This window comes from Rheinheimera sp. (assembly GCF_030690345.1).
Classification (GTDB): domain Bacteria; phylum Pseudomonadota; class Gammaproteobacteria; order Enterobacterales; family Alteromonadaceae; genus Alishewanella.
The window spans coordinates 706,869-730,447 of record NZ_JAUYGV010000008.1; the positions used below are offsets into that span (position 1 = coordinate 706,869).

A 23,579-nucleotide genomic window follows, 5' to 3' on the forward strand; every position below is an offset into this window, starting at 1 on the left:
AGGGCTGCGTTTTATCGCTGTACCTTAGCATGCCAGCGCTGAGAGCAGGCAATTTTCTAACCCATGCTGTAAACGGTTTGGCGCATTCGGCGTGGGTGGCAGATCAAACCATCAAACCGCCGTACCGCAGAGGGAGTGATTTCATGGCGCGATAAATACAGAGCAAATGCCGAGCGCTCTTATGCTCTGGGCAGTCTGAGAAATATCATTAGTTCTGTGAGAAAAAAACTGGCCCAAACAGGCCAGCTGCATAATTAAGAAGTGACTTTTGGTGCTGCTTTTTTACTTTCATGCTTGTGAGCAGCTACAGGGTGCTTAAACTCAGCATCATAGTAAGCAACGCCGTTATGATAGTGATAGCCGGTGCATAAGCCTTTATCTTTAGAGGCTTGGCTGCAATTATGACCACCGTTAGAGTCCGTTCTGCCACTATGTGCGTTTACGGAAATGCTCAGCACCGCCGCAACAGCAAGCAACATGGTAACTTTTTTCATGTTCATTCCTTAAATCATTATTTTAATTATAAAACTTTGGGAGATTGCTCAAAGCCTAACCAAGCTATATAAGGTTTCCCTTTATTGCAAACAATTAAGTTGCCGCGGCAATATACCATCTACAAAACCATACAGCTGCGCTAACGTTAGTAGACAGCCACATCAAATCTTGGCAAATGCCTGTGAAAAGTGCTTTTGATGTTTGTGAAACCGCTGTCCACCGGCTGCATTTAACCGTATCTGATTACAGCTGAAAGGCTTTATTATGTAACCCCAATTTCCCTTCTGCGAAAAATAGATGACATAATCGATATTCGTGTCAGTATTTTTCCACTGGTTCTTTACCAGAACGGAATCATCAGTAGTCTCAAGCGACTTTATCTGAACCCGATAGAATACCTGACCATCTGAAATGACTAGATCGGTTTTGCGCCCATGATCCAAAGCGGGCACAAGCACTTCCCAGCCGTCATTCATAAAGAGGCTGGCTGCATATTGTTCAAATGAATGGCTTTGGTAATGACGATGTTGTTCTGAAGCTAAAACAGAGGTTTTAAGTGGCATAGTAAATCCAAAAATTAATGCCGCTACGTGTTTAATGGCCACATCGCTAACGACAGAGATAACCTGTGGTTAATCTCTTAATAATTTAAGAAGCACTATACCGCTTATGCGTGTATCGAGTAGTAACGGAGGCCAGTCCCAAATTTCCAAGCTCTGCTCGTACTTTCTGCTAATACTACTTTCAGCCCCTCTGGGGCGTGTTTCCAGTTCGGTTGTAAACTTAAACCAGACACTGACGTTCGTCAATACAGCCAAGCTAAAAGGCATTTGCCACCTTGGCTGGGCATAACCCCCCGCCTGCAGCGGTGGCGGCTGGAAATCAGCCATAGCGCTTTTCGCTTTTTCAGGCATAAACAAGAAGAGTCATTTATGTGCTCAAACCATTACCACCTATGCCATTTGCATGATGTTTGTGCAGGTAACATAGCTCTCCAGCACTTTTGACTTCACTCCAAACACCTACCCATTAGGTAATTATCTAATCTTTATCATTAAAACAGCGTTGTTCCCATTTTAACTTCATCGTATGTTATGTATCGCATTTCTCTTTTCAGTACGCAGGCAGTATATGGATATAGCATTTTGTACCATTGACGGTAAAAAATGGGTAGCTCAGGACTTTTTTGATTTAGGCGAAGCTGTTTACACCTCTCTAAGGCGTAATCTAAAGTGCCCTTCTTGTGAGGGTGATGCTTGGTTTAGAAAGGCAAGCTATGGCAATAAAGTTCCGCATTTTTGTGCTCATCATCTGGAAGGGTGCGAGTATTCCACAACCTACGAACAAATTGGTGAAGGTGATGGCGGAAGTGAATTTCCTGCCGCAAATCCCGACAGCGGAATCATTCTGGATTTAGGTTTAGAAAAAGACTATTCAATTGACGTAAAGCCTCAAGATCAAAAAGATATAGATCCACAAGGGCAGCATCGTGTAGCAACCAAAATCGAAAATGGTGGAGGAAAAGATTTTCCGGCGCACCTGACATTAAAAAGCCTGCTATATAAACTTGTTCGCTCTGACAAACTCTACTTTTCCGATTCGAAAGTAATAATCCCGAATAGTCCAGTAAAAGGTTTGCCAGAAACGGCCAAAGACCTGTTTGTAAATTTCAAAAACATTAATGAAAACCTGAAAGATAAAAACCGAATTTTTTGGGGTTTCATTAGTGATGCAGGCTATACCACTGATGGTAAGCTATGGCTTAACGCAGGTAGCCGAAATGATGGGCTCAGCGTATCAATAAACCCTGAAATTGCAGACGAGTTTAGACGATATTTCAAAGTGGAAGGCTCTTTAGATAATCTTGCTGGATGCCACGTTTTGGTTATAGGGAATTGCTATTTTGCAGCATCCGGTAAGCCTGTTATATGGTGCGGTCAATTAGACTATATTGTCCTGCGAAGGTACAAATCTGATCTAGCTCATTGAGTTAAATAATAATAAATTCGGATTTGATAGAACTTAATTAATGGGAATTAACAATGGTCGATACTGTCCACAATCCAGACCAATATATGTACGATTTAAAGCATATATTAACTAGTGGTAAAAAGAAGATTGGTATTCTAATCGGAGCAGGCGCTCCTGTTAGCATCAATGTTGCTACTGATGGTACTTGGAAATCATTAATTCCAGACATCGCAGGACTAACAGAAATTGTTGTAGCCAATCTTAACAAGACAGAGCAGTCAGTTTACGCAAACATTAAGAACGATGTCGGCAGCAATAATATCGAGTTGATTTTAAGTCGGATCAGATCTCTTTCCGAAGTCATAGGTAACACAAAAATTCATGGTTTTGATGCCACTGGATTTGAAGGTTTATCAAAAAAAATATGTAGCGAAATAAAAAATGTCGTAAGCAAGCAATTGCCTGATGGAGAGAACCCCTTTTCAAATCTTATTTCATGGATAAATGGCATTAACAGGGAACACGCGGTCGAGGTTTTCACAACCAATTACGACTTACTGCTTGAAGAGGCGCTAGAGAGAACAAGAACTCCTTATTTTGATGGCTTTTCAGGTTCAAGAATAGCGTTTTTCGACCCATCTACCATTTCTACAAACAACTTACCTGCTAGATGGGTTAGGCTTTGGAAACTACATGGTTCTATAAATTGGTCAAAGAATAGCAATGGCGAGATTACTCGCTCGGCTGGCAGCGATGATGGAACTATGGTTTACCCTTCACATATTAAATATGATCAGACTCAGGCCGCCCCTTTTTCAGCACTTTTTGAACGTTTGAAGAATTTCTTGTTAGAACCTGACAGTTTATTGCTAACTGCAGGCTTTTCTTTTGCAGATGCTCATATAACAAACAAATTGGACGAATGCCTTGCGGCTAATGGCTCGTCCGCTTTAATTGCTTTCCAATATAAAAATCTAGACGAAGAAACGCCAGCGCTTAAAATTGCGTCAAGAAGGCCGAATATGAGTGTTTACTGTAAAAATGGAGCAACTATTAATGGCGTATCTGCACCATGGAAGCTTGGTGAACCTCCAAGTAAAAACTGGCATGCCATTCGCGGCGAGTACTGGCACAATGAAAGCTTTTTACTCGGTGACTTTCTAAAATTCACTAAATTCCTTGCGGGGTCAAGAGGGGGAAAATCAGTTGCAATTGTTGAGTTGGTAAATGCTGTAGCCGAGGCTCTTGCGGAAAAAGAGCACGAAGGGAATAAAGATGACGCTTGAACCAACATATTTAGGAAAAGTGACTTCAGTTTCAGGTGCTTCAGTAAGTATTGAAGTAACTCCACAACTAAAATCAGGGCTACTTATAATCGAAGGCAGGACTCATAGAGTTGGACAAGTAGGAAGCTTCATAAGAATACCTCAGGGCTATAATGATCTATATGGTGTTATATCAGAAACATCTGAATCTCAATCAAACGGGGATTTAGATACAAGAATTCTAAAAGCTGAATTAGTTGGCGAAGTTATAGGTTCAGACTTCGAGCGAGGTATAGGGCAATACCCGAGCATCTCAGATGAAGTTCATTTAGTGACTGAAAATGATTTAAAAAAAATATACGGTAACGACACGCACGGACAGATTACCGTAGGAAGACTTTCAAGCTCTGACAGTATAAAAGTAAGTATTGATTTAGACGACTTAGTTAATAAACACTCTGCAATACTTGGTTCAACTGGTGCCGGTAAGTCGACAAGTGTCGCTAGCTTACTTCGTTCCATCGTAACAAATCACCAAGACAATGTATTAATGCCCTCAGCCAGAATAGTTTTATTTGACATACATGGCGAATATGCAGCAGCTCTCAAAGATATTTCTGAAGTCTTTTCTATCACTCCAACAGCTGACGAAAAAAACTTCCATATCCCTTTTTGGTGTGTTTCTCCTGACAGCTTAATAGAGTTTTTATGCGGCTCGAATGAACCGCTGCGAAATAAATTCAATGAGCTTATCCTTGAAGATAAGCGGATATATGCTAGAGACAATCAAGATTTACAACTTGATGAGCACAAAATCACGTCCAATACTCCACTTCCATTTCGCTTAAAGAAAATTTGGTATGATTTGGTTTTTGAAGACAATGTAAATTGGAACGATAAAGAAAAAACTGCAGACCCCGCGTATAAAGATAACGAAAAAGGCGACCCAGATAAACTTATTGCACCCAAATTTATACCTCCTGGTGCAGCTTCAAACCCGCCCCACAAAGGAGGCCCAAAAGCATGGAGCAAACCCCTCGATTTAATGAAGTCTAGGCTATTAGACAATCAATACTCATTTCTCTTAGAACCCGGAGGTTGGAGTCCAGACCTTAAAAACTCTATTGAGAAAGATATTGATCACCTAATTTCAGAGTGGATAGGAAGTAATAAGCCGATAACGATTTTTGATTTGTCGGGAATGCCAACAGCTCGCTTAGAACTGCTTCTTGGCTCAGTACTAGATATTCTGTTCGAAGCGGCTATTTGGAGCAGAGGTCTCGAAAAGGGCTTCAAAAGCACTCCCGTCTTACTAGTTTTGGAAGAGGCACATCGCTACTTGTCTTCAGAAAACTCTGGTTTAGCTAAAAAAATGGTCAGGCGTATTGCCAAAGAAGGTCGCAAATTTGGTGTAGGTTCAATGCTAATAAGTCAAAGACCATCTGAAATAGATGAAACAATACTCTCTCAATGCGGCACTATATTTTCCCTCCGAATTACAAATACAACAGACAGAAATCGAGTTAAAGCAGCAATGTCTGATGGCTTAGCCGGTATTGTAGATTCTTTGCCTGTTCTTCGAACAGGCGAAGCTATCGTAACCGGAGAGGCAGCAAAACTTCCGATGAGATTTAAGTTTCGCCTTCCTAAAGATGGGCAGTTCCCTGACAGTCAAGACCCTCAGGTGAGCCAAAATTGGGCCCGCAAATATGAAGAATCCGATTTCAAAGATTTTATAAATTGTTGGCGACAACAAGACGCCAAAACTAAAAAAAAGGAGAGAGATGATGAATAGGGAACCAGTAACATCAACAAATATTAGCTCAATAGGATATGACCAAGATGCGAATATTTTAGAAGTTGAGTTTAATTCCGGAGCAGTATACCAATACTTTGATGTCCCAGAGTACGTTTGGAGGGAGCTTATGGACGCCACATCACATGGCTCTTTTCTTGCTCAAAACATTAAAGGTGTATACAGCTATTCGCGGTAAATCAAAAATTGCATTCTGAACTGCTACACAGGCGCTACACAAAAAAATTTAGGCATAAAAAAGGCCTCACTTTTCAGCTAAGAGATTAATTTATATAGCGAAACCGATAGGATTACTCGGGCTATCCTGCCCTCGCCCTGCGGGCCAGCGGAGCTGTTCCAAATCGTTCCCGACGATTTGGTCGAACGCCCGTTCTCATCGGGCAGAGTGCCAAAAACACAAAAACCACCCTAAAGGTGGTTTTGATGTTTTGTGGTGCACCCGCCAGGATTACTCGGGCTATCCTGCCCTCGCCCTTCGGGCCAGCGGAGCTGTTCCAAATCGTTCCCGACGATTTGGTCGAACCTAACGGTTCGCCTCCTACGGGGGCTATAAACGCAAAAACCGCCGAATTGGCGGTTTTGACGTTTATGGTGCACCCGCCGCGATTCGAACGCGGGACCTCTGCCTCCGGAGGGCAGCGCTCTATCCAGCTGAGCTACGGGTGCACAATCTGCAATACTGCAGAAGCTGCGCATTATAGACAGCCTTGCTCTGTGTGTCTATCGCCTTACTGCCTGATTTTTCAGCACTCAGTTTCACTGCCCGTATTTACATTGTTGCAGCGTTAGCGCTAGAGTGAGGGCTGGCTAACTTTCCGGCATTCCCCCGCTACGATGAATACAAAATTTTTGCTGTCTTTTGGCCACTGGCTACTGCTGCTAACCTTGCTGCTATTGGCGATGTACGCCACTGAAACCATAGTGCAGCACGAGCAGCAACATGCACGCAGCCAGCAGTTACGCCATGAAATAGCCAGCGCCGGCCAGTTGCGGGCTTTGTTAGAGTCAGAGCTGAATATTCCGCTGTACCTTACCATTGGCCTTACCGCTTACGTGCAGGCCAACAATGGCGAAATTTCGCCGGCTGAAATCCATTTGCTGTTGCCGGAGCTGGTGCATCAGGCGCGGCATATCCGCAATATCGGTGTCGCGCCCGGCAATACCTTACGCTATGTCTACCCGCTAAGCGGCAATGAGCAAGCCATTGGCCTGTATTACCCCGACCTGCAAGAACAATGGCCCGACATTGCCGCCATTATTGCCCAGCGCGAAGCACGGCTGGTGGGCCCTATTGAACTGGTGCAGGGCGGCACCGCCTTTATTTACCGCCTGCCGGTGTACCTGAATGCCGACAGTTACTGGGGCATTATCAGTACCGTAGTTAATATCGACTCGGTTTGGCGCCTGCTGGAAAAGCAAACCACCGAGCAGGAAGTGCAGGTAGCTATTCGCAGCTTGTCGGCACAGGGCCGGGCCAGCACAGCGTTTTATGGTGACGACCGGCTGTTTTATGATGACAGCCTGTTGTTGGGCATCAGTTTGCGCGGTGCGCTGTGGCAAATGGCCGTGCGCTCTTTGGCGCCACTGCCGGATCGCGCGCAGCAAATACGCATCGCCGCCTATGGCATAACAGCATTGCTGCTGTGTTTGCTGGGCTGGCTGTTAATTTCACGTCAGCATTTGCGCGACAGCGTAACAGAGCAACAGCGCAGCAAACTCTATTTACGCAGCATGATGGATAACGTGGCCGATGCCATTATTACCACCGACCCGGACGGCATTATTGAGCAGGTAAACCTGTCGTGCTACCCGATGTTTGGCTATGCCACCTCCACCCTGCCGGGGCTGCATTGGTCGGTATTGCTGGCCGACCCGCAGCGGCTGGACGAGGTATACAGCGCTACCTCCAACGGCAACGCCGAATACGAAACCGCCGGCCGGCGGCGTGACAACAGTACCTTTCCGATGGCAGTGCACCGCAGCCATATCCGGATGCTGCAGCAATCGCGCCAGCTACTGGTATTAAGCGATTTATCTGAGCGGCGGCAAACCGAGCAGTTAAAGCAGCAGTTTATTTCTACCGTAAGCCATGAACTGCGCACGCCGCTTACCTCAGTTTCAGCGGCGTTGGGCCTGGCGGTGGCCGGCGCTTTAGGTGAGTTGACGGCGTCGCAACAGCGTATGCTGCAGCTGGCGCATACCAATTGTCAGCGCTTGAATGCGTTGGTGAGTGACTTACTGGATATTGAAAAAATTACCAGCGGCACTATGACGCTGGAGCTAAGCCTGGTGGCCCTGCGGCCGCTGGTGCAGCAATGTATTGACGAAATGCTGCTGTTTAATAACAACCGTGTGATCACCCTGCACTGCGATACCAATCTGGCTAAGGTGAACGTTGAGGCCGAACCAAACCGGCTTAGCCAGGTGTTAATGCATTTGCTGTCTAACGCGGTAAAGTTTTCACCGACCGACCAGCCGGTACAAGTTAGTATCAGCATGGCAGGTAACCGGGTACGGGTAACGGTGCAGGATAGCGGCCAGGGTGTGGCTGCACAGTTTGTGCCGGGTTTATTCAGTCGCTTTAGCCGCGCCGACAACAGCGACAACCGCGAACATGGCGGTACCGGGCTGGGGTTAGCCATCAGCCGCAGCCTGATCACACTGATGAACGGCAGCATGGGCTATAAACCGGCACCGCAGCAAGGCAGCTGCTTTTACTTTGAACTGCCGTTTATCGCCACCCTGCAACCACAAACGTTGCCCTAAGCCGGTTTTTATCTTAATTTGTTGGCATCTGGCTGCAAACGCGGGGCTTTGTCAGATTTTTTTGGCATACTCGGGTGGCCATGCGCCCAAGCGTAACTATTACAATAAGCTTTAACATCTTCCAGGGAGATATCCATGCGTAAAACACTGATTGCCACCACCGTTGGTGCCGTACTGGCGCTTAGCGCCTGTTCTGATAATACGGCTCCGGCTCAAACTAATACTCAACCAGGCTCTGCCGCGGTAACCGAAGTGACTTCTACTAACCCGTTATTCGTTAAAAGCATGCTGCAATACGAAGCGCCCAATTTCACTGAAATAAAAGACGAGCATTTCCTGCCGGCCTTTGAAGAAGGCATGAAGCAGCATATGGTTGAAGTACTGGCCATTGCCAATAACCCGGAGCCGGCCAGCTTCGACAACACCTTAGTCGCACTGGAAAAAAGCGGCGAGCTGCTTACCCGTGCGTCGCGTATTTTCTATAACCTGGCGGGCTCTAACTCTAACCCGGAGCGGCGTAAAATTCAGTCTGAACTGGCACCGAAAATGGCCGCACACTCAGACAACATTAACTTAAACCCGCAGTTATTCGCGCGGATTAAAAGCCTGTACAACCAGCGCAACGAGCTGCAACTGGACAGCGAGTCGGTACGCTTAGCAGAAGTGTATTACGAGCGCTTTGTGCGGGCCGGGGCCGAGCTGACTGAAGAGCAAAAAACCGCGATTCGGGCGCTGAACGAAGAACACTCTAAACTGACCAACCAGTTCTCGCAGAACCTGCTGGCCGAAACGAAAAACATCGCCGTAGTGGTTGAGACCAAAGAAGAACTGGACGGTTTATCTGACTCGCAAATTACTGCCGCTGCCAATGCCGCTAAAGAAGCCGGCCATGAAGGCAAATACCTGTTAAGCATTACCAACACCACGCGCCAACCGGTGCTGGCTCAGCTGAGCAACCGCGAGCTGCGTAAGCGTGTATGGGAAGTGTCTGCCAACCGCGCGCAAAGCGGTGAAACCGACAACCGCCCACTGGTAGCCCGTTTGGCCCAGCTGCGTGCTGAACGCGCCAAACTGTTAGGCTACGACAACTGGGCCAGCTATGGCCTGGAAGCGCAAATGGCGAAAACTCCACAAGCCGTGTTTGATATGTTAGGCAGCATGGTGCCGGCAGTAGTGGCTAACACTAACCAGGAAGCCGCGGCCATTCAGCAGATGATTAAAGAGAAAGGCGGTGATTTTGAGCTGCAACCGTGGGACTGGGAATACTATGCCGAGTTTGTGCGCCAGGCGAAGTTTGACCTGGACGAAAACGAAGTTAAACAATACTTTGAGTTTAACCGCGTATTAAAAGACGGCGTGTTCTTTACCTTTGAGCGCTTGTACGGCATTACCTTTAAGCCACGGCCGGATTTACCCACTTACCACCCGGATGTAGATGCCTATGAGCTGTTTGATGCCGACGGCACCAGCCTGGCCATTTTCTACGCCGATTACTTCGCCCGTGAAGGTAAGCGCGGCGGCGCCTGGATGAGCTCTTTTGTTGGCCAATCGCACTTAACCGGACAAAAACCGGTAGTGGTTAACGTAATGAACATTCCTAAAGCCCCGGAAGGCGAGCCGACGCTGGTAAGCTATGACCACGTAACCACTATGTTCCACGAACTGGGCCATGGCTTACACGGCATGTTCTCTGACGTAAAATATCCAACATTGGCCGGTACCTCAGTATCGCGCGACTTTGTTGAGTTTCCGTCTACGTTCGAGGAAGACTGGGCCGCCCACCCGGAAGTGATCGCTAACTACGCCAAGCACTACAAAACCGGCGAAGCCATTCCCTCTGAGCTGCTGCAAAAAGTAATGAATTCACGCAGCTTTAACCAGGGCTTTGATACGCTGGAGTATTTGTCTGCCGCCTTGCTGGATATGGAATGGCATTCACTGTCTGCCGACGAGCCGTTGCAGGATGTTAACGCCTTTGAAGCCGCAGCGCTGAAAAAGCACGGTGTAGATTTAGCGGCGGTACCACCGCGTTATAAGTCGACCTTTTTCTCTCACTCTATGGGTGGCGGCTATTCTGCCGGTTACTACGCCTATATGTGGAGTGAAATTCTGGCGGCCGATGCTTTTGCCTTTGTACAGCAGCAAGGTGGGTTGAAGCTGGAAAACGGCCAGAACTACCGCAAAAACATTTTGTCTGTAGGTAACTCACGCCCGCCAATGGAGTCTTACAAAGCCTTCCGTGGCCAGGAGCCTACTACAGATGCGCTGTTAATCCGCCGCGGCCTGAAAACCAAAGTAGATTAATAACCACTTAGCCGCCTGCCGGTTATGCATAAAAAAGCCCCGCTAACTTAGCGGGGCTTTTTCTTGGTTGCCGCTTAATTAACTGCCGGCTACCTGCATCTGGTTTATCAAGATCGAGCCGGTTAATACGCCGCCACGGCGATCAACGTCGTTACCTACCGCCACTATGTTCATAAACATATCTTTTAAATTACCGGCAATGGTCACTTCAGACACCGGAAACTGAATTTCGCCGTGCTCTACCCAAAAACCGGCGGCGCCACGCGAGTAATCACCGGTTACGGTGTTAACGCCCTGGCCCATCAGTTCGGTGACCAGCAGGCCTTTGCCCATGCTGCGGCACAGTTGCAGTAAGTCTTCATCGCCGTGCTGTACCAGCCAGTTATGAATGCCGCCGGCATGGCCGGTACTGGCCATACCCAGCTTACGCGCCGAGTAACTGGTGGTTAGGTATGTTGTCAGTACGCCCTGCTCTATTACGGCTAAATCACGGGTTTTTACGCCTTCGCCGTCAAACGGGCTGGAGGCCAGCGCCTGCTTTAAATGCGGCTGCTCAACAATGCTGACGCCGGGCGCCATAATTTGTTGGCCAACCTTGTCCATTAAAAAGCTGGATTTACGGTAAATACTGCCGCCACTTATAGCCGAGACTAAATGGCCAAACAGGCTGCTGGCGATGTCGGCACGAAACAATACCGGCACTTTTTGCGTGGCAATTTTACGCGCATTAAGCCTGGCTACGGTTTCCAGTGCGGCTTCGCGGCCAATTTGTTTCGGGTCCAGCAGCTGGTTGTAGCGCCGTGCCACGGTAAAGCTGTAGTCGCGCTGCATATCATCGCCATCTTCGCCTATCACCACACAACTGAAGCTGTGGCGTGAGCTGGGGTAGCCGACTAACTGGCCATGGCTGTTGCCGTACACCTTTAAGCCCTGATGCGACGAGAACGACGCGCCTTCCGAATTGGTAATACGTTTGTCGGTGGCAAAGGCGGCTTCTTCGGCGCCGGCACATAAGCGGATGGCTTCGTCGGTGCCGATGCTGTCGGGGTAAAACAAGTCCAGATCCGGTGGCGACATTTCCAGCCAGGCCGCTTCGGCCAAACCGGTATGCGGGTCTTCCGAGGTATAGCGGGCAATATCGGCCGCCGCTTCTACCGTGCGGCGCAGCGCATCGTGGCTTAAATCGGCAGTAGAGGCCGAGCCTTTGCGCTGGCCAAAGTACAAACTGATGCCCAGGCCACCATCCTGATTAAACTCTACCGTTTCCACCTCGCCGTGGCGGGTTTCCACGCTTAAGCCTTTGGTGCGGCTCATCGACGCTTCAGCGCTGCTGGCACCCAATTGCTTTGCATGGGCCAGCACTTCAGCTACGGCTTGTTTTACTTCGTCAATTTCCTGCCAAATAGTGCTTTGGGTTACTTGCATAATGTCTGTTCAGCTAAATTATTTGCCACAAGCTTATCATAGTCTGCTTATGCTGGCTGCTGCTGTGCATCACTATCATGTATACTTAGCGCATTATTGTTAAGAGTGAAGCAAGCATGACAGATTTTATTAACGGCGATACCTGGGACGAAGAAGAAGGTAAGAGTAAGTCTCAGGTTAAGCGTGAAATGCACGAGCTGCAAAAACTGGGCGAAGAGCTGGTAGAGTTAAGCGCCGCATCACGCGCCCGGGTGCCGCTGGATGACGAATTAAAAGACGCGCTGCAATTGGCCGACAAGCTGAGCAATAAGCGCGAAGCGCTGCGCCGGCATATTCAGTTTATCGGCCGCTTAATGCGCACCCGTGATTTAGAGCCGATTGAGCAAGCTTTAGCGGTACTGCGTAATACCAACCAGGCGGCGACACGGCAGTTTCATAAGGTAGAACAATGGCGCGATAAACTGTTGGCGAAAGACGACAGCCTGACCGACTTTATTGCCGCCTACCCGGAGGCCGATGTGCAGCAACTGCGCCAGCTGATCCGCAATGCCAAGAAAGAGCAGGAAAAACAACAGCCGCCCAAAGCCTACCGCGAGCTATTTCAGCTAATTAAACCTTTGATTATTGAAGAATAGTTTATCGCAGATGCCAGCTACAAACTCCGTTGTGCTCGCCACAGCGAAATTCGGGGGCAATCCTGCCCCTCATCCGGCGGGCCAGCTACGCTGACGAAATTCGTTCCCGACGAATTTCTTACCCGCCTTCGCTATACGCGAAAATGTCTGTGGCTGCGCTAACGGAGTTGTAGCCTGCCTTAGCAGACCTTAGTTAGCCAGCCGTGTTTATCTTCGGCCTTGCCCCACTGAATATCATTCAGTGCCTGGCGCAGGGCATTAGTAGTGGCGCCGGCAACACCGGAACCTACCTGATATTCCTTACCGCCATGAATTAAGGTACCCACCGGGGTTAATACAGCAGCAGTGCCGGACAATGCCGCTTCTGTACCCGGCTTAGCGGCGCGCTCCAGCAGTTCGTCTACTGTAAGCTCGCGCTCAGATACGGTCATACCGCGATCGCGGGCCAGGGTTAAAATAGAATCCCGCGTAATGCCATGCAGGAACGAGCTGTCCAGCGCCTTGGTGATAATTTCATTGCCGTCGATCAGCAAAAAGTTGGCTGCACCGGTTTCCTGCACATCGCCATTGGGGCAAAACAGTACCTGGTCGGCCTGCACGCTGGCGCGGGCTTTCATGATCGGCTGCAGCGCACTGGCGTAGTTACCGCCGCTTTTTACCATGCCCATATGCGGCGCACAGCGGGCGTTGTCTTCCAGCAGTAAGCGCAGTGGTTTGGCACCACCGGCAAAATAGTCGCCTACCGGCGACAGTAACACATACAGCATAGACTCCAGGCTTGGCGCGGCAGCTTTGCCGATTGAGGCTTCAGTGCCGATATGGGTTGGCCGGATATACATAGAGCCCGGTGGCACCGGTACGTCTGCCGCATAGCGGCCGACAATATCCAGAATCATCTTGCTTAACATGGCTTTATCAAAGCCCGGCAGCGCCAGCAATTGGCTGCTTTGCGCTAAGCGGGCAACGTTTTTCTCCATGCGGAAGGTATAAATACCACCATCGGCATGGCGAAACGCCTTTAAGCCTTCAAAACAGGTGCTGGAGTAATGCAGCACATGCGCGCCCGGATGCAGGCTGATGCTGTCGGTGGCGACAATTTCCGGCGTGCTCCAGCTGTTGTTGTTAAAACGGGAGATGATCATCTCCGGAGTAAATACGGTGCCAAATGCTGCCATTTTTTACTTTTAATCCCTGTTGATGTTGTTAGTTAAGCACTGAGTGAGCTATCCGGTCTGCCCTAAACCAACCGTTGAAGCCCCGGATGGGCGGAATCGAGCCTACAGGGACGTATTTACGGCGTGTTGGTGTGGGCAGCCGGTTTGCTCACGATCAGTAGTTTAATTCATTCTGTTACTGCGTGCCGCCTACGGTCATCGCGTCCAGCTTCAGTGTCGGCTGGCCGACACCTACCGGTACGCTCTGGCCCTGCTTACCACACACACCCACGCCGGCATCGAGGGCTAAATCGTTACCGACCATCGACACCTGTTGCATCGCTTCCGGGCCGCTGCCAATTAAGGTAGCACCTTTAATTGGTGTGGTAATTTTACCGTTTTCAATTAAGTAAGCCTCAGAGGCAGAGAAGACAAATTTACCCGAGGTAATATCTACCTGGCCACCGCCAAAGTTAGGCGCATAAATGCCTTTTTTCACGCTGGCGATAATTTCTTCCGGCTCGTGCTGCCCGGCCAACATATAGGTGTTGGTCATCCGCGGCATCGGCAAATGAGCGAACGACTCACGCCGGCCGTTACCGGTTGGGTCGACATTCATCAGCATGGCGTTGTGCTTATCCTGAATATAGCCTTTTAAAATGCCGTTTTCGATTAACACATTGTATTGGCCGCGCACACCTTCATCGTCAATATTCAGTGAACCGCGCCGGTGCGCTAAGGTGCCGTCATCAACAATAGTGCACAGCTTAGAGGCTACCTGCTCACCAATACGGCCGGCAAAAGTAGATGAACCCTTGCGGTTGAAATCGCCTTCCAGACCATGGCCTACCGCTTCATGCAGCAGTACGCCCGGCCAGCCGCTGCCCAGTACCACCGGCATAGTACCGGCCGGTGCATCGATAGCGGTTAAATTGACCTGCGCCTGACGCACCGCTTCGCGCGCGTATTGCTGCCAGCGTGGCTCGCCGTTAACCGGCTCAGAGAAGTATAAATAATCGGTGCGCCCGCCGCCACCGGCACCGCCGCGCTCGCGCCGGTCGCCCTGCTGCAGCAACACCGAGCAGTTCAGCCGTACTAACGGCCGGATATCGCTGGCAAAGGTGCCATCGGTTGCCGCGACTAAAATCTCTTCATACACTCCGGTTAAACTTACCATTACCTGCTCGGCACGGTTATCCAGCGTGCGGATATAAGCTTCAATCTGATGCAACAACGCCACTTTGTCGGTATTGGTTAAACTTTGCAGCGGCTCGCACGGCAGGTAAATATCGCTGTTGCCGCTTTTGCTGAAGGCTTTGACTTTGCCACTGCTGCCCTGCGCCGCGATGCCGCGCGCTGCCGTGGCCGCTTGTTTTAACGCCGCAGCACTGATGGTATCGGCATAGGCGAAACCGGTTTTTTCACCGCTAACGGCACGTACGCCGACGCCGCGTTCAATATTAAAGGAGCCGTCTTTCACCAGGCCGTCTTCCAATACCCAGGATTCATGCACACTGGACTGAAAATACAGATCGGCAAAATTCAGCTGATGATCAAATAAATATCCCAGCGTTTGCTGTAAATCATCGGCTGTCAGCCCGGAGGCGGTGATCAGGTTCTGCTCTGGTGCAGTCATGGTTTGGGCTCACTGTTAAATCGGTTATGGTGCGCCAGCGGCATGCTCTGTTTAAGCTGCGCGCAGTCGGATAAATCTATTTCGGCTGAGATCCAGCCGGGTGCCGTGCCGGCATCTGCTAATACGCGGCCCCAGGGATCGATGATCAGGCTGTGACCATAAGTTTCGCGGCCATTGGCGTGTACCCCGGTTTGGTTCGGCGCCAGCACAAAACACTGGTTTTCTATCGCCCGCGCTCTTAGCAGCGTATGCCAGTGTGCGGCACCGGTAACCTTAGTAAAAGCCGAGGGTACACTCAGCAGATTCATGCCCTGTGCCGCTAATGCCTGCATCAGGCCCGGAAAGCGCACATCATAGCATATCGACAGGCCAAGCTTTAACTGGTCGATGTGAGCTACACTGATTTTTTGCCCGGGGTAAGTGCTGGCCGACTCGCGATAACTGCCGGTACTGTCGCTGATTTGCACGTCAAACAAATGCATTTTCTGATAATCGGCCACTATGCTGCCATCGGGTGCGAACACTATGCTGCTGGCGCTGAAGCGCTGCGGATCCGGGCTGGTGGTGGGCAAAGAGCCGGCCAGTAAATACACACCAAACTGTTTTGCTAACGCAGCACAGCCCTGCTGAATAATGCCCTGGCCCAACGCGGCCTGATACTGCAATTGTAAGCCGTCACGGCCGCCAAACACGGCAAAACACTCCGGTAACGCCACCAAATGCGGCAAGCCGTTGCCATAGGCCGCACTCAGTTGCTGCAGATACAGCGCCACCTGCGCCAGATTTTGCTCCGGCTGCGGTACGCTGTTAAGTTGAATGGCAGACAGCCGCCAGTTAGCCATGGGGTTGTTTTCCGCCCGGTTGCGGTTGGTCCGGCGCCGGCAGCTCAATAATGGCTTCCGGCTGAGCTACCCGCACCGGTACCGGCACTTCGGTACTGTGGCGGTTTACTTCGGTCACCACCGGCTTATCGAAACTGCCGGTAACGATAAAATTAATTTTCGAAATCACTTCCGCACTTTGAAACACTTCATCCAGCGCCAGCGCAGCCAGCCCGGTGGCGGGGTTAACCATCCAGGCAATAATCACCGGTAAACTGGAGGTGACCTTGGGCGAGAACGCCATTTGGTAATCCAGCTCTTTACTGACCAGGTCGGCATAGCCCTGTATTTGTAAATTGCCCGGCACGCCATCTATTGCCGCATCGCTGGTTTGTGCCACGCCCTGCGCAATAGCCAGGTTGCCGCTCATGCTGTTATAGAAAAAGCCTTTGGCGAACACATCGCGAAAATCCAGCCGCAATTTGCGCAGCAGGGAGTCCAGGCTGAAAATAGAGAATAAACGCGAGCCCTGGTCGCTGACTTCTGTTAGTGCCCCCTCGCCTAAATTGAACTTCACCTGGCCAGCCAACTCGTCCGGTGCAAACTGCTGCGGCGCACCCGGCCAGTTCAGCGCGAAATCAATTTCGGCACTGCTGCCGGAGATAGCCGACGTAAGCTGAAACTCATCCAGCATAGCGCCCAGGTTAGCGGTTTGCAGCCGGCCGCTGAAACTGCTGTGACCGGCGCTGCTGTTATCGTTCAGCCACACGCCGTTGGCGGTTAAGCGGCTGCGTTTATAGTCGGCACTGAAGTCACTTAACAGCCATTGCTTGCCATCGCTGTGTGCTTTGGCATTAACCTTACCAAAGCGATAACTGCCCAACGAACAATCGCCGCAGGTGAGCTGTATTGGCGGCAATTGCAGCAGCCAACGCTGTGGCTCGTGCACCAATTCAGCCACCGCCGGCGGCAAAGCATCCGCGTCAACCACAGCGTTACTCAGCGGCAAATGCAGGTAGTCCAGCGCGGCGCTGATGCCTTTGCCCTGCCAGTCTTTATTGAACGACCAGCGGCTGGCAATCTCGGTACCGTTTAGCTGTAACTGCCAGCTGTCCGGCAAGGTGGTTAACTCAAATACGGTATTGTTCAGCACTATGCCGGGCGCCATATCCAACCGCGCCACTTTGCCGCGCACCAGGCTTAGCGTCGGGAAAAACGGCTGCTCTGCGTCAGTGTTGCCACTCAATTGCTGTTGTAACAGTTCAAACCAGGGCAAAAATTCGGCCTGCGCCAAATCAATACTGACGTTAAAACCATCGGGATTCAGGCCGCTGTCTTTGTGGCCCAAGATCAGGTGGGCACGGTTTAAGCGTTGCTGCTCGTGCGCCAGCTCGGCATGAAAATGTAACTCGCCGTTATAGTGCAGCGCTAACAATGAGCGCAGCTCATTACCATGGGCGCTAACGCTGAGTTTGCGTTTATCAGCCGCTGCTTTGGCATAAGGTGCCGGTAATAGCAATGCCGTTTGCTGTAAGTCAGTGTGCAACTCGGCGCTGTAGCTAAAGCCGCTTTGCGGCAGGCTAAGCGCCAGGGTTAATTGCCAGTCGGTGTCGCCGTTAACCAGCTCTGTCAACGGTTGATGCAGCGCCTGTGTCAGCTGCTGCGCCTGATGCGCGCCGTTTAACTGCAGCGCCAGCTGATAACCCTGCGCACTGTTCTCTCCCTGCAGCGCCGCAGTTAGCGGCAGGCCGCGCCAACTCAGGCTGAGGTTGTCAGCACGAATTTGTTCATTATCAAATCTCAGCTGGCCCTGCAACCGGCTCAGCTGCATCGCCGGCGCCGCCAGTGCCAGCTCAGTGTCGTTAAAGGTCACAGTACCGCTGGCCTGCACAGTAGGTTGCTTCAGGCCCACGGCCAGCAATACATCGCCCTGTACCGGCCCGCTGGCGCCAAGGTGTTGCAGAGTTTTGCCCAGGTTATCCGCCAGCGGTGATTGCAGCATCAGCGCCGTTAAAGCCGATGCCTCTACTGTTTGTTTGATGCGGATATCCAGGGTGTCGGCAGCAAATAAGTCGGGAATTTCAGCACTGACCGTCTGTTGCAAGGCGATACCGGCCAGCTCACCGGCTTGAGTATGGATTTGCATATTGGCATTATCAAACAGCAATTCAGCGCTTAAACCGGTGAGTTGTGGCCACTGTGGCGCAAACGCAAACTGGCTGTCGTCTAACTGCGCCCGCACCTGAAACACGCCCTGGTGTTCACGGTAAGGAAATTCTGCCGGTTTACCATGCCACAGCATCGTCGCTTCGCTAACGGTGCCACTGACAATGGCCTGATCTAAATAAGACCGTACTTTGTCCAACATATAAGGCGTGGGGAAAAACCGTCCGGCCTGACCGGCATCGACCTGCTGCAATTTTGCCAGGATCTGTAAACTGTCATCCAGTTGCAGGCTGGCATCCAGCTGCATCAAACCAGCCTTTAGTTGCAACTGCGGTGCGCTTAACCGCCAATGCCGGCCATCGGTGCCCGCCTGCCAATACAGGGTTGCGGCCAGCTCGTCATAGTCGGTGGCTTGATTAAACAGCCTGTCCCAGCTTAACTGCGATGCTTCACTGTGCAGTCGCAACCGCGCCAGCTCCGCACTGACGACAAAATCACCGTTGACCTGCTGTAGCCCCGGCACATCGGCCACCGCCACGGTATTCAGGTTGTTAACAGCGCCGCTGAATTGCCATTGTCCGGCGCTGCTGTGCCATTGCAGCTGTGTCAGCGCAGCATCCGGTTGATACTGCATCAGCTGTTGTAACGGCGCTATATCCTCGGCCAGCAACTGTGCCAGTGGCGACAAGGCTGCCAGGGAAAACTGATTCAGACCGGCTTGCCACTGCGCATCGCGGCGGTGCAACTGAAACTGCAAGCCGGGCCAGCTTTGCTCTGCCGCACTGAGGGTTAAATCGCCGGAATACATTGACCAGCCATTCTCAGCCGGCTGCCATAGCAACTGCCCCTGACCCAATTGCAGGCGATGCTGCTCGCCCTGATGTTGCCAGCTCAGGCTGTTATCGGCCAACTCTACCTGGATGCGTTGTAACAGGCCGTTATCTATCCGGCCCCAGGCGGCAAAATTAATGCTGGCCTGGTCCAGCTTGCGACTGGGCGGTAATAATTTGCCAAACCAGGGCAATACATCGAGCTTTTCACTTTGCAAATACAACTGGCCAAAGGCTTGCGCCAGGCTGTCACCGTGCAAATCCAGTACAAAGGACACCGTATTGGCCGTAACACCGGCGAGAGATAAATCGCCGTAACCCTGGTGGCGGTTGCCGCTGTTCAGCCAGTCTAATTGTTTAATGTTGATCATCAGATCCGGGTTATTGTCGTTTTGCAGGATCAACTGGCTGTCGACGACCGAAAAGTACTCTAACTGGCGGAAAAATAACGTTTCCAACGCATCCAACACCGGAGCACCGTCCAGCGGTTCGTCCTGCTTCGCTGACAGTACAGTGTCAGCGTCGAGATAATACCTCAGGCCGCTGAGTTCAAAGTGTTGAGCTGTAAGCTGCCGGCTTAGCAGGCTGCGCCAAAAATCTACTCTGACGCTGGTTTGAGCAATGCTCAGTTGCAACTGCTCAGTGCTGTCATGCAATTGCACATCCTTGAGCAGCAGGGCCGGGCCATATTTTTGCCAGCCGGCACTGAGCTCGCCAATACTGACATTGGCGCCATAGCGGTTGTAAATTAACTGTTCAAGATGATGTTTGTAGCTATCAGCGTACGGCAGGCTGTAGCGTAACACTGAAATCAGCACAGCAAGCAGCACCAGCCCCAGCGCTAATGCCAACCAGAGTTTATGTAAACAATAAAAACAAACCCGCTTTGTGCCTTGCACTACATCATCACCACATCAAATTGCTCCTGGGTATACAGAGGTTCGGTATGAATACTGATCTGCTTACCAATAAACACCTGTAGCTCTGCCAGATTATGAAACTCATCGTTCGTCAGGGCGTCTTTTACCGCCGGCGACACATAAACCACAAATTTATCAGCGGCATAGGCCCGGTTTACCCGCACTATTTCGCGCAGCACTTCAAAACACACCGTTTCTACCGTTTTTAAACTGCCGCGCCCCTCACATACAGGACACTCAGAACAGAGGATATGTTCCAAACTTTCGCGGGTTCTTTTGCGCGTCATCTCAACCAACCCCAGGGCCGAGAAGCCATGAATATTGGTTTTCGCCCTATCGCGCGCCAGTGCCAGCTCTAAGCTGTGAAACACCCGCTTTTTGTGTTCGCTGCTTTGCATATCGATAAAATCGATAATAATAATACCGCCCAAATTACGCAGCCGCAGCTGTCGCGCTATGGCCTGGGTAGCCTCGGCATTAGTATTAAAAATGGTTTCTTCCAGATTGCGATGACCAACAAAGGCGCCGGTGTTAACGTCTATGGTGGTCATCGCTTCGGTTTGGTCGATGATCAGATAGCCGCCGCTTTTCAGCGGTACTTTGCGCTCCAGCGCGCGCTGAATTTCGTTTTCCACGTCAAACATATCAAAAATCGGCCGCTCGCCGGGGTAGTACTCCAGCAACGGCGATAAATGCGGAATAAACTCTTCGCAAAAGGCGGTAAGCTGCTGAAAGGTTAACTTAGAATCGACCCGTACCCGCTCTAACTCAGTGCCGACAAAATCACGCAAAATGCGATACGTCAGGGTGAGGTCTTCATATACCACGCCTTCTTTGCGGGTTTTTTGCTTGCGCTTAATAATCTTGGCCCAGAGCTTTTTCAGAAATTTGGCATCCTGTGCCAACTCTTCTTCTTTCGCGCCCTCGGCCGCGGTGCGCACGATAAAGCCACCGCTGTCATCAAGATAATGGCTGACAATGTCTTTCAGCCGTTGCCGCTCGCTGTCGCTTTCCAGCCGCTGTGACACCCCAACATGCGGCGAGCCCGGCATAAACACCAGATAGCGCGACGGCAGGGTAATATCGGTGGTCAGGCGTGCGCCCTTGGTGCCCAGCGGGTCTTTTACTACCTGCACCAATAAAAACTGGCCTTCATGCACCAGTACGCGAATATCTTTACTGACTGCCGGCTTGCCTTCCAGCTCGGCTACGCTGTCCGGTTGTACTATGTCAGAAGCATGTAAAAACGCGGCTTTATCCAGGCCGATATCAACAAAAGCGGCTTGCATGCCGGGTAAAACACGGCTGACTTTACCAACATAAATATTGCCTACCAGGCCTAACTTGGCCTGGCGCTCTATATGCAGCTCCTGCAATACGCCGTTTTCGATCAGCGCTACCCGGGTTTCACTGGGGGTAACGTTCAGCAGTAGTTCTGCGCTCATAGCTGCTCCTGCCACTGTAGTAATAACTGTTCGGTTTCGCACAGCGGTAAGCCGACTACCGCGGTGTAGCTGCCGTTAATGCGTTGGACAAACTTTGCCGCCAGGCCCTGAATACCGTAACCGCCGGCTTTGTCTTGTGGCTCGCCGCTGTGCCAGTAGGCGCTGATCTCCGCTGCGCTCAGCCGGCGAAAGCACACTTCAGTGCAAACAAGTTGCTGCAACTGGCGGGCAGAGTTTACCAGCGCGATGGCCGTCATAACCTGATGGCAGCGGCCGGACAATAACTGCATAGTGCGCTCAAACCGGGCAAAATCGGCCGGTTTACCAAGGATTTCACCATCGGCTACCACCACAGTATCGGCGCCCAGCACCGGTAAATCACTGTTAGTCCGGGCCAGCCCGGCGCGGGCTTTTTGCAGCGCCAGCCGCTGTACATAGTCGGTTGCGGCTTCACCCGCCAGCGGGGTTTCGTCTATATCGGCGCTGACGAGGCTGAAACTCACACCAAGTTGTGCCAGCAGTTCACGCCGGCGCGGGGAAGAAGAGGCTAAAAAGATATCGGGGTAGCTCATTACAAAGAACTCATTGGATTTTTAATTGCCGCCTGTAGCGCCGCAGTAGCCAGAATAACCAGGGCCACACCAACATACCGGTCAGCACCGGCCACAAATATTGCGGCAAAAAATACACTCCGGTTAAGAAGTGGCTGAGCCAAAATAACAGTAAATGATACAGTGCCAGCAATAAGCCCAGTAACAGCGATTGCTGCACGATGGAAAAATTGCGGATTTTAAGATGATGCAGTGCCACAACAAAAATAACCACAGCAAAGGCCAGCGCATTGACACCCAATACCGTGCCTACCAACACGTCGACAATAAAGCCGGTAAAAAAGGCAGTACCCACGCTAACCCGCTGCGGCAGAGCCATGGTCCAGTACATTAGTACCAGTAAGGCCCAATCCGGCCGCGCTAACTTCACCAGTTGCGGCATCGGCATAACGGTAAGCAGCAGCGCGACAAATAGCGTCAGATAAATAAAAGCTATGCCTTGGGGTCTGCGCATCAGGGCTGCTCCTGCGGTGGTTCCGCTGGCGTCAGTTTGCTGCTGTCTGTTAACAGCAACACATGCCGGATTCGGTCCAGCCGGGCGTAAGGTTCGGCGTATACCAACATAAACGGCTGGCTGGCATCCTGACTGATCCTGACTACCCTGGCCACCGGATAACCTTCCGGGAAGCGACCATCCAGGCCCGAAGTTAATAAACGATCACCTTCGCGAATATCGGTACTGTGCGGTAAATGCAACACCCGCAGCACATCCCATTGCCCGAGGCCTTCGACAATAGCCCGCACTCCGGTGCGCTCTGCCCGTACCGCCAGCGCATGAGTGTTATCAGAAATAAGCAAGGCCCGGCTGCTGGTGGGGCCGACACTGACAATCTGGCCCACTATGCCCTGATCATCAATTACCGGCTGATGCTCTGTTACGCCATCGCTACTGCCTTTGTTCAATACCACCTGGTGGCTGAACGGATGACTGTATACCGCCAGAACTTCGGCAACGAGGCGCTCGCCTTCGATCACCGAGGACGAACCGAGCAAAGCGCGCAGTTTTTCATTTTCCTGCTGAAAAAAGCGCAATAACTGCAACTGGCCGCTTTGCTGCAGCAGGGTTTCTTTTAACCGGGCATTTTCTTCCAGTACGGCTTGCTGCGACATAAATTGGGCAGACGCCCCGGAAAACAACGTTTCCGGCAAACTGGCAACATAAAACAGCGGGCTGACGGCGGTGGTAAGGTAACTGCGCAGTTGGGTGGAACTGTCGGTGTAGCGATCGAGAAACATCAGGCCAGCACTGCACACTACGGCTAAAAACAACCGCAGTGGCAATGACGGGCCCCGACTATAAATCTGGTTCATACAGGTGC

Annotated in this window: 18 protein-coding genes and 1 tRNA gene; 7 read left to right on the top strand and 12 right to left on the bottom strand. The window is 51.0% G+C overall.

Annotated elements, in window-relative coordinates; all coding sequences use genetic code 11:
• Positions 1 to 254: 254 nt before the first annotated feature.
• Both Q8O77_RS18145 and Q8O77_RS18150 read right to left on the bottom strand, forming a co-directional pair.
• Positions 255 to 494 carry a YHYH domain-containing protein gene (locus Q8O77_RS18145; RefSeq protein WP_305556621.1) on the bottom strand — a complete coding sequence of 80 codons (240 nt, stop codon included), beginning with the start codon at positions 492 to 494 and terminating at the stop codon, positions 255 to 257.
• 162 nt (positions 495 to 656) lie between these two features.
• Positions 657 to 1,058, bottom strand: coding sequence for a group I intron-associated PD-(D/E)XK endonuclease (locus tag Q8O77_RS18150; RefSeq protein ID WP_305556623.1), 402 nt, complete (start codon positions 1,056 to 1,058; stop codon positions 657 to 659).
• 568 nt (positions 1,059 to 1,626) lie between these two features.
• Between Q8O77_RS18150 and Q8O77_RS18155 the strand changes: the two genes are divergently transcribed.
• From Q8O77_RS18155 to Q8O77_RS18170, 4 genes are read left to right on the top strand one after another with little or no spacing between them, the layout of a single operon-like run.
• On the top strand, positions 1,627 to 2,484 hold the full coding sequence (locus tag Q8O77_RS18155) for a hypothetical protein (RefSeq protein WP_305556626.1): 858 nt from the start codon (positions 1,627 to 1,629) through the stop codon (positions 2,482 to 2,484).
• A gap of 53 nt (positions 2,485 to 2,537) precedes the next feature.
• On the top strand, positions 2,538 to 3,752 hold the full coding sequence (locus Q8O77_RS18160) for an SIR2 family protein (RefSeq protein WP_305556629.1): 1,215 nt from the start codon (positions 2,538 to 2,540) through the stop codon (positions 3,750 to 3,752).
• Positions 3,742 to 5,526, top strand: a complete 1,785-nt coding sequence (locus Q8O77_RS18165) for an ATP-binding protein (protein WP_305556631.1) — start codon at positions 3,742 to 3,744, stop codon at positions 5,524 to 5,526. Before Q8O77_RS18160 ends, Q8O77_RS18165 begins: the two co-directional genes overlap by 11 nt.
• The gene (locus Q8O77_RS18170) at positions 5,519 to 5,725 is read left to right on the top strand and encodes a KTSC domain-containing protein (RefSeq protein WP_305556718.1); all 207 of its coding nucleotides are present in this window, start codon (positions 5,519 to 5,521) and stop codon (positions 5,723 to 5,725) included. Before Q8O77_RS18165 ends, Q8O77_RS18170 begins: the two co-directional genes overlap by 8 nt.
• 411 nt (positions 5,726 to 6,136) lie before the next feature.
• Here Q8O77_RS18170 and Q8O77_RS18175 read toward each other — a convergent pair.
• Positions 6,137 to 6,213: transfer RNA gene (locus tag Q8O77_RS18175), tRNA-Arg, on the bottom strand.
• Positions 6,214 to 6,381: 168 nt separating this feature from the next.
• Between Q8O77_RS18175 and Q8O77_RS18180 the strand changes: the two genes are divergently transcribed.
• The gene (locus Q8O77_RS18180) at positions 6,382 to 8,313 is read left to right on the top strand and encodes an ATP-binding protein (RefSeq protein ID WP_305556633.1); all 1,932 of its coding nucleotides are present in this window, start codon (positions 6,382 to 6,384) and stop codon (positions 8,311 to 8,313) included.
• Between the two features lie 135 nt (positions 8,314 to 8,448).
• Complete coding sequence (locus Q8O77_RS18185; RefSeq protein ID WP_305556635.1) at positions 8,449 to 10,617, top strand: M3 family metallopeptidase; 2,169 nt, start codon at positions 8,449 to 8,451, stop codon at positions 10,615 to 10,617.
• Between the two features lie 78 nt (positions 10,618 to 10,695).
• Here the strand turns inward: Q8O77_RS18185 and pmbA are convergent, their stop codons facing one another.
• Complete coding sequence (gene pmbA / locus Q8O77_RS18190; RefSeq protein ID WP_305556637.1) at positions 10,696 to 12,042, bottom strand: metalloprotease PmbA; 1,347 nt, start codon at positions 12,040 to 12,042, stop codon at positions 10,696 to 10,698.
• A gap of 116 nt (positions 12,043 to 12,158) precedes the next feature.
• Between pmbA and yjgA the strand changes: the two genes are divergently transcribed.
• Positions 12,159 to 12,677 (top strand): ribosome biogenesis factor YjgA, encoded by a 519-nt coding sequence (gene yjgA, locus Q8O77_RS18195; protein ID WP_305556639.1) that lies wholly within the window; start codon positions 12,159 to 12,161, stop codon positions 12,675 to 12,677.
• A gap of 179 nt (positions 12,678 to 12,856) precedes the next feature.
• Here yjgA and Q8O77_RS18200 read toward each other — a convergent pair whose 3' ends face one another.
• From Q8O77_RS18200 to mreC, 8 genes are all read right to left on the bottom strand, one after another.
• Positions 12,857 to 13,852, bottom strand: a complete 996-nt coding sequence (locus tag Q8O77_RS18200; protein ID WP_305556641.1) for a branched-chain amino acid aminotransferase — start codon at positions 13,850 to 13,852, stop codon at positions 12,857 to 12,859.
• A gap of 175 nt (positions 13,853 to 14,027) precedes the next feature.
• Entirely contained in the window at positions 14,028 to 15,467 is a 1,440-nt protein-coding gene (gene tldD / locus Q8O77_RS18205; RefSeq protein WP_305556643.1) for a metalloprotease TldD, read from the bottom strand.
• Positions 15,464 to 16,309 (bottom strand): carbon-nitrogen hydrolase family protein, encoded by an 846-nt coding sequence (locus tag Q8O77_RS18210; RefSeq protein ID WP_305556646.1) that lies wholly within the window; start codon positions 16,307 to 16,309, stop codon positions 15,464 to 15,466. The genes tldD and Q8O77_RS18210 overlap by 4 nt, the downstream gene beginning before the upstream one ends.
• The gene (locus tag Q8O77_RS18215) at positions 16,302 to 20,183 is read right to left on the bottom strand and encodes a YhdP family protein (RefSeq protein WP_305556648.1); all 3,882 of its coding nucleotides are present in this window, start codon (positions 20,181 to 20,183) and stop codon (positions 16,302 to 16,304) included. Before Q8O77_RS18215 ends, Q8O77_RS18210 begins: the two co-directional genes overlap by 8 nt.
• The gene (rng, locus tag Q8O77_RS18220) at positions 20,183 to 21,649 is read right to left on the bottom strand and encodes a ribonuclease G (RefSeq protein ID WP_305556650.1); all 1,467 of its coding nucleotides are present in this window, start codon (positions 21,647 to 21,649) and stop codon (positions 20,183 to 20,185) included. The genes Q8O77_RS18215 and rng overlap by 1 nt, the downstream gene beginning before the upstream one ends.
• Positions 21,646 to 22,221 carry a nucleoside triphosphate pyrophosphatase gene (locus tag Q8O77_RS18225; RefSeq protein WP_305556653.1) on the bottom strand — a complete coding sequence of 192 codons (576 nt, stop codon included), beginning with the start codon at positions 22,219 to 22,221 and terminating at the stop codon, positions 21,646 to 21,648. Before Q8O77_RS18225 ends, rng begins: the two co-directional genes overlap by 4 nt.
• A gap of 10 nt (positions 22,222 to 22,231) precedes the next feature.
• Positions 22,232 to 22,714: a rod shape-determining protein MreD gene (gene mreD, locus Q8O77_RS18230; protein ID WP_305556656.1), complete on the bottom strand. Its 483-nt coding sequence runs from the start codon at positions 22,712 to 22,714 to the stop codon at positions 22,232 to 22,234.
• Positions 22,714 to 23,571, bottom strand: a complete 858-nt coding sequence (gene mreC, locus Q8O77_RS18235; protein WP_305556659.1) for a rod shape-determining protein MreC — start codon at positions 23,569 to 23,571, stop codon at positions 22,714 to 22,716. The genes mreD and mreC overlap by 1 nt, the downstream gene beginning before the upstream one ends.
• Positions 23,572 to 23,579: the final 8 nt, after the last annotated feature.

Excerpts from the sequence above, each read along its gene's own strand:
- Q8O77_RS18145 (WP_305556621.1), bottom strand. The coding sequence starts at position 494 with ATGAAAAAAGTTACCATGTTGCTTGCTGTTGCGGCGGTGCTGAGCATT.
- Q8O77_RS18150 (WP_305556623.1), bottom strand. The coding sequence starts at position 1,058 with ATGCCACTTAAAACCTCTGTTTTAGCTTCAGAACAACATCGTCATTAC.
- Q8O77_RS18155 (WP_305556626.1), top strand. The coding sequence starts at position 1,627 with ATGGATATAGCATTTTGTACCATTGACGGTAAAAAATGGGTAGCTCAG.
- Q8O77_RS18160 (WP_305556629.1), top strand. The coding sequence starts at position 2,538 with ATGGTCGATACTGTCCACAATCCAGACCAATATATGTACGATTTAAAG.
- Q8O77_RS18165 (WP_305556631.1), top strand. The coding sequence starts at position 3,742 with ATGACGCTTGAACCAACATATTTAGGAAAAGTGACTTCAGTTTCAGGT.
- Q8O77_RS18170 (WP_305556718.1), top strand. The coding sequence starts at position 5,519 with ATGAATAGGGAACCAGTAACATCAACAAATATTAGCTCAATAGGATAT.
- Q8O77_RS18180 (WP_305556633.1), top strand. The coding sequence starts at position 6,382 with ATGAATACAAAATTTTTGCTGTCTTTTGGCCACTGGCTACTGCTGCTA.
- Q8O77_RS18185 (WP_305556635.1), top strand. The coding sequence starts at position 8,449 with ATGCGTAAAACACTGATTGCCACCACCGTTGGTGCCGTACTGGCGCTT.
- pmbA (WP_305556637.1), bottom strand. The coding sequence starts at position 12,042 with ATGCAAGTAACCCAAAGCACTATTTGGCAGGAAATTGACGAAGTAAAA.
- yjgA (WP_305556639.1), top strand. The coding sequence starts at position 12,159 with ATGACAGATTTTATTAACGGCGATACCTGGGACGAAGAAGAAGGTAAG.
- Q8O77_RS18200 (WP_305556641.1), bottom strand. The coding sequence starts at position 13,852 with ATGGCAGCATTTGGCACCGTATTTACTCCGGAGATGATCATCTCCCGT.
- tldD (WP_305556643.1), bottom strand. The coding sequence starts at position 15,467 with ATGACTGCACCAGAGCAGAACCTGATCACCGCCTCCGGGCTGACAGCC.
- Q8O77_RS18210 (WP_305556646.1), bottom strand. The coding sequence starts at position 16,309 with ATGGCTAACTGGCGGCTGTCTGCCATTCAACTTAACAGCGTACCGCAG.
- rng (WP_305556650.1), bottom strand. The coding sequence starts at position 21,649 with ATGAGCGCAGAACTACTGCTGAACGTTACCCCCAGTGAAACCCGGGTA.
- Q8O77_RS18225 (WP_305556653.1), bottom strand. The coding sequence starts at position 22,221 with ATGAGCTACCCCGATATCTTTTTAGCCTCTTCTTCCCCGCGCCGGCGT.
- mreD (WP_305556656.1), bottom strand. The coding sequence starts at position 22,714 with ATGCGCAGACCCCAAGGCATAGCTTTTATTTATCTGACGCTATTTGTC.
- mreC (WP_305556659.1), bottom strand. The coding sequence starts at position 23,571 with ATGAACCAGATTTATAGTCGGGGCCCGTCATTGCCACTGCGGTTGTTT.